Here is a 12,379-nt window from a genome sequence, read left to right as displayed (position 1 = left end):
CGCGTTGAGGAACAGAAACCAGATGACGACCGATGTGAACAAGCTCCGCGACTACCTCAAGCGCGCCACCGTCGATCTGCGTCACGCGCGCCAGCGGCTGCGCGAGGCCGAGGGCAAGAACCGCGAACCGATCGCGATCGTGGGCATGAGCTGCCGCTTCCCCGGCGGCGTCGAGTCCCCCGAGGATTTGTGGGACCTGATCGCCTCGGGCCGTGACGCGATATCCGGCTTCCCCACCGACCGGGGCTGGGACCTCGACGCGCTCTACGACCCGGACCCCGGGAACCCCGGCACCACCTACACCCGAGAGGGCGGATTCCTGGACGGGGCGGCCGAGTTCGACCCCGGGTTCTTCGGGATCGGTCCGCGCGAGGCCCTCGCCATGGACCCCCAGCAGCGGCTCGTCCTCGAAGCCGCCTGGGAGGCGGTCGAGCGTGCCGAGATGGACCCGCACTCCCTGCGCGGCAGCCGCACCGGTGTGTTCGCCGGGGTCATGTACCACGACTACGTCTCCCGCCTCCCCGCCATGCCCGACGGCATCGAGGGCTACGTGAGCACCGGCAACACCGGCAGCGTGGTCTCCGGCCGCATCGCCTACACCCTCGGCCTGGAGGGCCCGGCCGTCACCATCGACACGGCCTGCTCCTCCTCCCTCGTGGCCCTGCACCTCGCCGTCCAGGCCCTGCGGCAGGGCGAGTGCGACCTGGCGCTCGCGGGAGGCGTCACCGTGATGGCCGGCCCGACCACTTTCGTCGAGTTCAGCCGCCAGCGCGGGCTCTCGCCCGACGGCCGCTGCCGCGCCTTCTCCGCCGCCGCCGACGGCACCGGCTGGTCCGAGGGCGTCGGCATGCTGCTCGTCGAACGGCTCTCCGACGCGCTCCGGCTCGGACACCCCGTCCTGGCCGTGGTCCGCGGCTCCGCCGTCAACCAGGACGGCGCCTCCAACGGCCTCACCGCCCCCAACGGGCCCGCACAGCAGCGCGTCATCCACCAGGCCCTGGCCAACGGCCTGCTGTCCCCGTCCGACGTGGACATCGTCGAGGCCCACGGCACCGGCACCACCCTCGGCGACCCGATCGAGGCCCAGGCCCTGCTCGCCACCTACGGCCGGGAGCGGCCCGCCGACCGGCCCCTGTGGCTGGGCTCCGTCAAGTCCAACCTGGGGCACACCCAGGCCGCAGCCGGTGTCGCGGGCGTCATCAAGATGGTGCAGGCGCTGCGCCACGGCGTCCTGCCGAAGACCCTGCACGCGGACGAGCCGACCCCGCACGTCGACTGGTCCTCGGGTGCCGTCTCGCTGGTCACGGCGAACACCGCCTGGCCCGGCATGGAGCCCGGCCGGCCCCGCCGGGCGGCGGTCTCCGCCTTCGGCGTCAGCGGCACCAACGCGCACGTCGTCATCGAACAGCACCTCGCCCCCGCCGAACCGGCGTCCGCCGCGGCCACTCCCGCGGCCCCGGGCACGGCCACCGCGGGTACGTCCGTCGCCCCGGGCACGGCCACCGCGGGTACGTCCGTCGCCCCGGGCACGTCCGCCCCCTCGGGCACTGCTGCCCCCTCGGGGACGTCCGGCACCACGGGCGGCGATGTCACGGCAGGCACGTCTGCCGGCTCCGGCACGTCTCCCACCCCGGGCGGGGACACCCCCTTGGGTGGGGACACCCCCTTGGGTGGGGACACCCCCTTGGGCGGGGACACCCCCTTGGGCGGGGACACCGCCCCCGACACGGCTCCCGCCCCCGACCGCGCGGCCACCAACGCGGTGACGGCCCTCGCCGACCGGGCCGCCACCGCCCTCGCCGGCCGGGCCGCCACCCTGGGCACCGCCCTCGCCGGCCGGGCCGCCACCCTCACCGGCATCGGCGGCGACCACGCCGCCGGCGGCGAGCCCGACGCCGCCGGAGTCCCGGACGGCGGACCTCGCCTGATCTGCTGGCCGCTGTCGGCCAAGAGCCCGGCCGCCCTCACCGCGCAGGCCGCCCGCCTCCGAGCCCACCTGGCCGCCCTGCCCGCGGCCCCCGACGGCACCACCCCGACCGCCGCCGACATCGCCCACTCCCTCGCCACCACCCGCACCGCCTTCCCCCACCGCGCCGTCCTGCTCGCGGCCGACCGGCCCGGCCTGGACCGCGCCCTGGACCACCTCGCCGACGCGGAGCTCGGCACGCCCGCCCCCGCCGGCACCGACGTGGTGCGCGGCACCGCCGACGACACCCGCCGGCCCGCCTTCGTCTTCCCCGGCCAGGGCTCCCAGTGGGCCGGCATGGCCGTCGAACTCCTTGACACCGCCCCGGTGTTCGCCGAACGCATGCGCCAGTGCGAGGAAGCCCTCGCCCCCCACGTCGACTGGTCGCCGACGGAGGTCCTGCGCGGCGCGCCCGGCGCCCCCGGCTTCGAGCGGGTCGACGTCGTCCAGCCCGTCCTGTTCGCGGTGATGGTCTCCCTGGCCGAACTGTGGCGTTCCTACGGGGTGCACCCCGCGGCCGTCGCCGGCCACAGCCAGGGCGAGATCGCCGCCGCGGCCGTCGTCGGCGCGCTCAGCCTGGAGGACGCCGCGAAGGTCGTCGCCCTGCGCAGCCGGGCTCTGACCGTACTGTCCGGCCGGGGCGGCATGCTCTCCGTCGCCCTGCCCCTGGACCGGCTCACGCCCCGGATGGCCCCTTGGGGCGAGCGGCTGTCCGTCGCCGCCGTCAACAGCCCGTCCTCCATCGTGGTCTCCGGCGACGGCGACGCCCTCGCCGAGCTCCGCGACGCCCTGCACGCCGAAGGGACCCGGGCCCGGCTGATCGCCGTGGACTACGCCTCCCACTCCGCTCACGTCGAGGCCGTCCGCGCCCAAGTCCTCGAAGCACTCGCGGACATCACCCCCCGCGCCTGCGACGTGCCGTTCTACTCCACCGTCACCGGCGGCGCCCTGGACACCGAGCGGCTCGACGCCGAGTACTGGTACCGCAGCCTGCGCCAGACCGTCCGCTTCGAGGAGGCCACCCGCGCCCTCGTCCGCGACGGGCACGGCGCCCTCATCGAGGTCAGCGCCCACCCGGTGCTCACCGTCGGCATCCAGGAGACCCTCGACGACCTGGGCGGCGGCGCGGTCGCCCTCGGCACCCTGCGCCGCGACGAAGGGGGCACCGACCGCTTCCTGCGCTCCGCCGCCGAGGCCCACGCGCACGGCGTCGCCCTCGACTGGCCGGCCGTCCTCGCCGCCCCCGACGCCCGCCGGATCCCGCTGCCCACGTACGCCTTCCAGCACGAGCGCTACTGGCTCGACGCCCCCCACACCCCCGCGGACGCGGCGGGCCTGGGGCTCGCCCCCTCCGACCACCCCCTCCTCGGCGCCGTCACCACCCTCGCCGACGCCGACGGCCTGCTGCTCACCGGCCGGCTGTCCACGCACACACACCCCTGGCTGGCCGGACACGAGGTGCTGGGCGCGGTCATCCTGCCCGGTACGGCCTTCGTGGAACTCGCCGTCCGGGCGGGCGACCACCTCGGCTGCGACAACCTGGCCGAACTCACCCTCCAGGCACCGCTGGTCCTCCCGGAGCAGGGCGGCGTCCTCGTCCAGGTCGCGGTCGGCGCGGCCGACGGGTCCGGGGACCGGCGCTTCGCCGTCCACTCCCGCCCCGACACAGCCGCCGAGGAGGGCTGGACCTGCCACGGCACCGGCGTGCTGAACTCCGCGCCCGCCACCGCCGCCCCCGACGCCGGAGCGGGACCGGCCGCATGGCCGCCCGCCGGCGCGATCCCCGTCGACCTCGACGGCTTCTACGCCGAGCTCGCCGCACGCTCCTTCGCCTACGGCCCCGTCTTCCAGGGCCTGCACGCCGCCTGGCGGCTCGGCGACGAGGTGTTCGCCGAGGTGATCCTGCCCGAGGACGCCCGCGCCGGTGCCGACCGCTACGGGCTGCACCCGGCCCTGCTGGACGCCGCGCTGCACGCCGTCGGCTTCGGCCCGCTCGGGGACATGGGCACCGGACGGATGGCCTTCTCCTGGGAGGACGTACGCCTGCACGCCACCGGCGCCACCCGGCTGCGGATCCGGCTGACCCCGGCCGGAGCCGACGCGGTCGCCGTCACCGCCGCCGACGACGCCGGCCGGGCCGTGGCCACCGTCGGCACGCTCACCTTCCGGGAGGTCCGCGAGGAACACCTGCGGGCCGCGCTCACCGCACACCACGCATCCCTCTACCAGGTGGAGTGGCCGGCACAGCCGCTCGCCGACACCGCCACCCCCGCGGAGCCCTGGGCCCTCATCGGCACTGGCACCGGCACCGGGGAGACGGCCCTCCAGGAGACCGCCGCCGCCCTGGAGACCGGCGGTACCCGGCCCGCCACCCACCCCGACCTCGCCGCCCTGGCCGCGGCGGTCGCCGCCGGCACGCCCGTCCCCGCGACCGTCGCCGTCGTCCTCCCCGCGGCCGGCGGCGAACCGGGCGCCGACGCCGCGGCCGTCCGGGAGACCGCACGGGCCACCCTCGCCCTCCTGCGGGACTGGCTGGCCGACGACCGCTTCGCCGCCTCCCGGCTGGTCCTCCTCACCCACCGGGCCGTCGCGGTACCGGGCGAGGACACCGACGGCGCCCCCGACACCCGGCCCGGACACGCCCCCGTCTGGGGCCTGGTCCGCTCCGCCCAGTCCGAGCACGCCGACCGCCTCGTCCTCGCCGACACCGACGGCACCCCGCAGTCCCTGCGCCGCCTGCCCGCCGCCGTCGCCACCGGCGAACCCCAACTGGCCCTGCGTGACGGCCGGATGTCCGTACCGCGGCTGGCCCGCGTCCCCGTTGCCGCGGAACCCGCCCCCGTCCCCGCCCTCGACCCCGACGGCACCGTACTGATCACCGGAGGCACCGGCGCCCTCGGCCGGCTCGTCGCCGCCCACTTCGTCACCGCCCACGGCGTCCGCAACATCCTCCTCACCAGCCGTCGCGGCCCCGAGTCCGAAGGCGCTGCCGCACTCCAGGAGGAACTCGCCGCACTCGGCGCCACCGTCACCGTCGCCGCCTGCGACGCCGCCGACCGGGACGCCCTCACCGCCCTCCTCACGGCCGTCCCCGCCGACCGGCCGCTCACCGCGGTCGTCCACGCCGCGGCCGTCGTCGCCGGCGGACTCGTCGACTCCCTCACCCCCGAGGACCTCGACCTCGTCCTGCGCCCCAAGGTCGACGCCGCACTCAACCTCCACGAACTGACCCGCGGCCTGGACCTCTCCGCCTTCGTCCTCTTCTCCTCCCTCGCCGGCACCCTCGGCGGCGCCGGACAGGGCGCCTACGCGGCGGGAAACGCCTTCCTCGACGCCCTTGCCCACCAGCGCCGGGCCCAGGGTCTGCCCACCTCCTCCCTCGCCTGGGGCGTCTGGGACGAACGCGGGGACCAGACCCGGCTGGCCGAAGAGGACCTGCGGCGTATGACCCGCGCCGGACTCGTCCCGCTCTCCGCCGACGAGGGCCTGCGCCTCCTCGACACCGCCCGCACCCTGGACCACGCGGCCCTGGCCCCCGTACGCCTCGACCTGCCCGCACTGCGCGCCCGGGCAGCGGGCCCCGTACCCGCTCTGCTGCGCGGACTGGTCCGCACCCGCGGGCGCCGCGCCGCGCAGAGCGCCGCACCCGGCCCCGGCGGCCTCTCCGCCGAACTGTCCCGGCTGGCCGCCCTGCCGCCCGCCGAGCGCCGCGACACCGTACTCACCCTCGTCCGCAACCAGGTGGCCTCCGTCCTCGGCCACGCCACCCCCGGGGCCATCGACCCCGGCCGGGCCTTCCGGGAACTCGGCTTCGACTCGCTGGCCGCGATGGAGCTCCGCAACCGGCTCGCCGCCTCCACCGGCGTCCGCCTCCCCGCCACCGTGGTCTTCGACCACCCCACCCCCAGCGCCCTCGCCGCCCACCTCCTCGACGAGATCCCCGGCGGTCATCCCGGCACGGCCCTCGTCACCGCCGCGCCCACCACACCCGGCCGGGCCGCCGCCGGCGGCGCCGAGGAGCCCGTCGCCATCGTCGCCATGAGCTGCCGGCTCCCCGGCGAGGTCCGCAGCCCCGAGGACCTCTGGACCCTCCTCGCCGACGGCACCGACGCCATCACCGGCCTGCCCGCCAACCGCGGCTGGGACCTCGACGCCCTCTACCACCCCGACCCCGACCACCCGGGGACCAGCTACGTCAGGGAAGGCGGCTTCCTCCACGACGCGGGCGACTTCGACCCCGAGTTCTTCGGGATCTCGCCCCGCGAGGCCCTCTCCATGGACCCGCAGCAGCGGCTGCTGCTGGAAACCTCCTGGGAGGCCTTCGAACGGGCCGGGATCGACCCCGCCACCCTGCGCGGCTCCCGCACCGGCGTCTTCGCGGGCACCAACGGCCAGGACTACGCCGTCGGCCTCTCGCAGGAGCAGACCGAGGGCATGGAAGGCCACCTCCTGACCGCCAACTCGGCATCGGTCGTCTCGGGCCGGGTCGCCTACACCTTCGGCCTCGAAGGACCGGCCGTGACCGTGGACACGGCCTGCTCCTCCTCCCTCGTCGCCCTGCACCTCGCCGCGCAGTCCCTGCGCCGGGGCGAATGCGACCTGGCCCTCGCGGGCGGCGTCACCGTCATGTCCACCCCGGGCGCCCTCATCGGCTTCAGCCGCCAGCGCGGACTGGCCCCCGACGCCCGCTGCCGCGCCTTCGCCGCCTCGGCGGAGGGCACCGGCCTCGCCGAGGGCGCGGGCATGCTGCTCGTCGAGCGGCTCTCCGACGCCCGCCGCAACGGGCACCGGATCCTGGCCGTCGTCCGCGGTTCCGCGATCAACCAGGACGGCGCCTCCAACGGCCTGACCGCCCCGAACGGCCCGGCACAGCAGCGGGTGATCCGCCAGGCCCTCGCGGACGCCGGACTGTCCGCCCGAGAGGTCGACGCCGTCGAGGCCCACGGCACCGGCACCACCCTCGGCGACCCCATCGAGGCCCAGGCCCTGCTGAAGGCCTACGGCACCGACCGCGCGGACGGCAGGCCGCTGTGGCTGGGCACGGTCAAGTCCAACATCGGTCATACGCAGGCCGCGGCCGGTGTGGCGGGTGTGATCAAGATGGTGATGGCGATGCGCCACGGGGTGCTGCCGCAGACCCTGCACGTGGACGAGCCCTCCCCGCACGTCGACTGGTCCGCGGGGGACGTGCGCCTGCTGACCGAGGCCCGTGAGTGGGCGGAGCACGACGGACGTCCGCGCCGGGCGGGCGTCTCCTCCTTCGGCGTCAGCGGCACCAACGCCCACGTCATCGTCGAACAGGCCCCGGACGCCACCCGCACCGGTGAGACCGGCGGCAGCCCGGACGAGGCGCCCGCCCAGCGGCCCATCCCCTGGCTGATCTCCGCCAAGGACGAGAACGCCCTGCGGGCCCAGGCGGAGCGACTGCTCGCCCACCTCCGCTCCACCGAAGGGGCCGCCGCGACGGACGTCGCCCTCTCCCTGGCGACCACCCGCACCTCCTTTCCGCACCGCGCGGTCATCACCGGCAACGACCGGGACGACCTGCTGCGCGGCCTGACCCCCCTCGCCCGCGGTGAGAGCCCGGGCCCGGAGACCGTGTCGGGCACGGCGCCCGCGGGTGCCGGCCGCAGCGCGTTCCTGTTCTCGGGGCAGGGCAGCCAGCGCCCGGGCATGGGGCGTGAACTGTACGCCGCCTTCCCGGTGTTCGCGGAGGCTTTCGACGCGGTGTGCGGGGCCCTGGATCCGCACCTCGAACTCCCGCTCAGGGAGGTGGTGTTCGGTGCGGACGCGGAGCTGCTGGACCGGACCGGATACACGCAGCCGGCGTTGTTCGCGGTGGAGGTGGCGTTGTTCCGGCTGGTGGAGTCCTGGGGTGTGCGCCCGGACTTCCTGGCCGGGCATTCCGTCGGCGAGTTCGCGGCGGCCCATGTGGCGGGTGTGTTCTCCCTTGAGGACGCGGCGAGGCTGGTCGCCGCGCGCGGCCGGCTGATGCAGGAACTTCCCTTCGGCGGGGTGATGGTCGCGGTCGAGGCCTCGGAGGCCGAGGTACGGGAGCTGCTGGCCGGGGCCGAGGACCGGATGGGCATCGCGGCCGTCAACGGGCCCACGTCCGTGGTCCTTTCGGGTGCCGAGGGCGCGGTCGCCGAGCTGGCCGGGAAGCTCGCGGCGGAAGGCCGCAGGACCAAGGCCCTGTCCGTCTCCCACGCCTTCCACTCCCCGCTGATGGACCCGATGCTCGACGCCTTCCGCGAGGTCGCGGAATCGGTCGCCTTCGGCACCCCGTCCCTGCCGGTCGTCTCCGCCCTCACCGGGCGGATGGTCTCCGCCGAGGAGTTCGGCTCGGCCGACTACTGGGTGCGCCACGTCCGTGAGGCCGTCCGCTTCGCCGACGCCGTCGACTGCCTGGTCCTCGAAGGCGTCCGCACCTTCCTGGAGATCGGCCCCGGCGGGGTCCTGACCGCCCTCACCCAGGAGCTCCTGGACGAGGACGCGGTGACCGTGGCGCTGCTGCGCGCCGACCGCGCCGAGCCCCTGGCCGTCACCACCGCCGTCGCCCGGCTCCACGTCCACGGCACCCCCGTCGACTGGGAGGCGGTCCTCGCAGGCCGTGGTGCCCGCCGCGTCGACCTGCCCACCTACCCCTTCCAGCGCACCCGCTACTGGCTGGTCCCCGCCGACTCCCGGGAGACCGGCACCGAGGCGGCGGACCCGGCCGAGGCCGCGTTCTGGGAGACCGTCGAGAACCAGGACCTGGCCGCCCTCGCCGAACGGCTGGAGGTCGCCGGGGACTCCCCGCTCAGCTCGGTCCTCCCCGCGCTGTCCCAGTGGCGTCGCCGCCAGCGCAGCCGCTCCGTCGTCGACTCCTGGCGCTACCGGATCTCCTGGCAGCCGCTGACCGGCAGCCGGGACACCGCCGAGCTGACCGGTTCCTGGCTGCTCGCCGTTCCCGAGGGCGGCGAGGACGCCCCCGTGGTCACCGCCGTCACCGACGCCCTGGCCCGTCACGGCGCCGAGGTCGCGCTCCTCTCCGTACCCGCCGACGCGACCCGTGGCGACCTCGCGGCGCGCCTGCGCCGCGAGCACGAGACGACGGCGCCGGCCGGGGTCCTGTCCCTCCTCGCGCTCAGCGACGCCTCCCACCCGGACCACCCCGAACTGCCCGCCGGGCTGGCCCTGACCACCCTGCTGGTCCAGGCCCTGGGTGACGCGGAGACGGCCGTGCCGCTCTGGTGTGCCACCCGGGGGGCTGTCTCCATCGGGCGCTCGGACGCGCTGACCAGCCCGGACCAGGCCATGGTCTGGGGCTTCGGCCGCTCGACGGCGCTCGACCACCCGGACCGCTGGGGCGGACTGCTCGACCTGCCCGCCATCCTCGACGAGCGGGCCGCCCGCCGCCTCGTCTCGGTCCTCGCCGAGGGGACGGGAGTCGAGGACCAGATCGCGATCCGGCCCTCCGGCGTCTTCGTACGCCGCCTGCTGCGCGCCCTCGCCGCCGACGCCGCCACGGCCCCGTCGGCGGACCGGACCTGGCAGGCGCGCGGCACCGTCCTGATCACCGGCGGCACCGGAGCCCTCGGCGCCCAGGTCGCCCGGCACCTCGCCCGCGGCGGCGCCGACCACCTCGTCCTCACCAGCCGCCGGGGTGCCCAGGCCCCCGGGGCACGCGAACTCGCCGCCGAGATCGAGGAACTCGGCGCCCGGGTCACCCTCACGGCCTGCGACCTCGCCGACCGCGAACAGGTGGCCGGCCTGTTGCGGGCCCTCCCGCTGGACAGCCACCCGCTCACGGCCGTGATCCACGCGGCCGGCCTGCCGCAGTTCACCCCCACCGACACCCTGACCCCGGCCGACCTGGCCGCCGTCGTCGCCGCCAAGGCGGCCGGCGCCCGGCACCTCGACGAACTGCTCGCCGACCTGGACCTGGACGCCTTCGTCCTGTTCTCCTCCGTCGCCGCCGCCTGGGGCAGCGGCAGCCAGGCCGCCTACTGCGCGGCCAACGCCCACCTCGACGCCCTCGCCGAGCAGCGCCGCGCCCGAGGGCTCGCCGCCACCTCCGTCGCCTGGGGCCCCTGGGCCGACGCCGGCATGGCGGGCGACGGCGAGGCCGAGGCCCACCTGCGACGGCGCGGCCTGCCCGCCATGTCCCCGGACACCGCGATCGGCGCGCTCCAGCGGGCCCTGGACCTCGACGAGACCACGGTCGTCGTCGCCGACGTCGACTGGGACCGGTTCGCGCCCGCCTTCACCCTCGCCCGGCCCAGCGCCCTCCTCGCCGACCTGCCCGAGGCACGCAGCGCCCTCGCCGCCGCCGGAGACGGGACGGACTCCGCCGGCGCGGCCGATCACACGGCACCCTCCCGTACCGCCGGACTCGCCGCACTCCCCGCCGCCGAGCGCCACCGCGTGCTCCTGGACCTCGTCGGGACCGAAGTGGCCCAGGCCCTGGGCCACTCGGGCGTGGCAGCAGTGGCCTCCGACCGCTCGTTCAAGGACCTCGGCTTCGATTCCCTCACCAGCGTCGAACTCCGCAACCGGCTGAACCGGGCCACCGGGCTGCGCCTGCCCACCACCCTGGTCTTCGACCACCCCAACGCGGAGGCCCTCACCGCCTTCCTGTCCTCCGAGGTGTCCGGTCACGCCCCGCAGACCCTGCCGGCGGACGGCCGCGCACCCGCCGGACCCACGGGGACGGACACCACCGACGAGCCGATCGCGATCGTCGCCATGGGCTGCCGCTTTCCCGGTGGTGCCAACACCCCTGAGCGACTCTGGCAGTTGCTGGCGGACGGGGTCGACGCGGTCACCCCCTTCCCCGCCGACCGGGGCTGGGACCTGGACTCCCTCTACGACCCGGACCCCGAGCACCCCGGCACCACCTACGTCAACGAAGGCGGCTTCCTCCACGACGCGGGCCGCTTCGATGCCCGGTTCTTCGGGATCTCCCCGCGCGAGGCCCTCGCCATGGACCCCCAGCAGCGGCTGCTCCTGGAGACCGCCTGGGAAACCCTGGAACGGGCCCGCCTCGCCCCCTCCTCCCTGCGCGGCAGCCGCACCGGCGTGTTCATCGGCTCCGGCTACCAGGGCTACGGCGCTATATCGGGCGCCCTGCCCGAAGGCGTCGAGGGACACCTCCTCACCGGCACCTCCAGCAGTGTCATGTCCGGCCGCATCGCCTACGCCCTGGGCCTCGAAGGTCCCGCGCTCACCGTGGACACGGCCTGCTCCTCCTCGCTGGTCGCCCTGCACCTGGCCACCCAGGCCCTGCGCCAGGGCGAGTGCGAACTGGCCCTGGTCGGCGGGGCGGCCGTGATGGCCGGCCCCAACGCCTTCGTCGAGTTCAGCCGGCAGCGCGGTCTGGCGGCCGACGGGCGGTGCAAGCCGTTCGCGGCGGCGGCCGACGGCACGGGCTGGGGCGAGGGGGTGGGCATGCTGCTGGTGGAGCGGCTCTCAGACGCCTGCCGCAACGGCCACCCGGTCCTCGCCGTGGTCCGCGGCTCGGCCGTCAACCAGGACGGGGCCTCCAACGGCCTCACCGCCCCCAACGGCCCCGCCCAGCAGCGGGTGATCCGCCAGGCCCTCGCGAACGCCGGGCTGACGGCCGCCGACGTGGACGCCGTCGAGGCCCACGGCACCGGCACGGCCCTCGGCGACCCGATCGAGGCGCAGGCGCTGCTGGCGACGTACGGGCAGCAGCGGCCGGAGGACCGGCCGCTGTGGCTGGGCTCCCTGAAGTCCAACATCGGCCACACCCAGGCCGCCTCCGGCCTGGCGAGCGTGATCAAGACCGTGCTGTCGCTCCGGCACGGCCTGCTGCCCAAGACCCTCCACGTCGACGAGCCCTCCCCGCACGTCGACTGGACGGCGGGCGCGGTCCGCCTGCTCACCGAGCCCGTCGCCTGGCCGGAGGCGGAATCCGGCCGGCCGCGCCGGGCGGCCGTCTCCTCCTTCGGAGTGAGCGGCACCAACGCCCACACCATCATCGAGGAGGCCCCGACGGCCCCAGGGGCCCTCGCGGAGTCCGACACCAGGCCGACCCCCGCAGCGCAGCGCGGCTGCCTGCCGTGGCTGCTGTCCGGCGGGGACGAAGCGGCCCTGCGCGAGCAGGCCCACAACCTCCTCGCCCACACCCGCTCCCACCCCGGCCTCACTCCGGCGGACCTCGCTCTCTCCCTGGCCGAGTCCCGCACCGCCCTGCCCCACCGTGCGGTGGTGCTGGGCGCGACCACCGGGGAACTGGCCGCCGGCCTGACCGCCCTGAGCCAGGGCGAACCGTCGACGGACCTCGTGCGGGGTCGCGCGGTGGCTGCGGGAACGCGCACGGCGTTTCTGTTCTCGGGCCAGGGGAGTCAGCGGCTGGGGATGGGGCGTGGGCTGTATGCGGCGTTCCCGGTGTTCGCGGATGCCTTCGAT

At 76.0% G+C, this 12,379-nt stretch carries 1 protein-coding gene; it reads left to right on the top strand.

Going from position 1 to position 12,379, the window contains the following annotated elements; translation table 11 throughout:
- Window positions 1–22: 22 nt before the first annotated feature.
- Window positions 23–12,379: type I polyketide synthase (locus ACFY15_RS35425; protein WP_390826894.1), on the top strand; the 12,357-nt coding region annotated here is incomplete at its 3' end.

The sequence above is a fragment of the Streptomyces sp. NPDC001373 genome (assembly GCF_042895815.1).
Taxonomy (GTDB): Bacteria; Actinomycetota; Actinomycetes; order Streptomycetales; family Streptomycetaceae; genus Streptomyces.
Note: the sequence above shows the minus strand (reverse complement) of the source record. Positions and strands in the feature narration are given on the sequence as shown.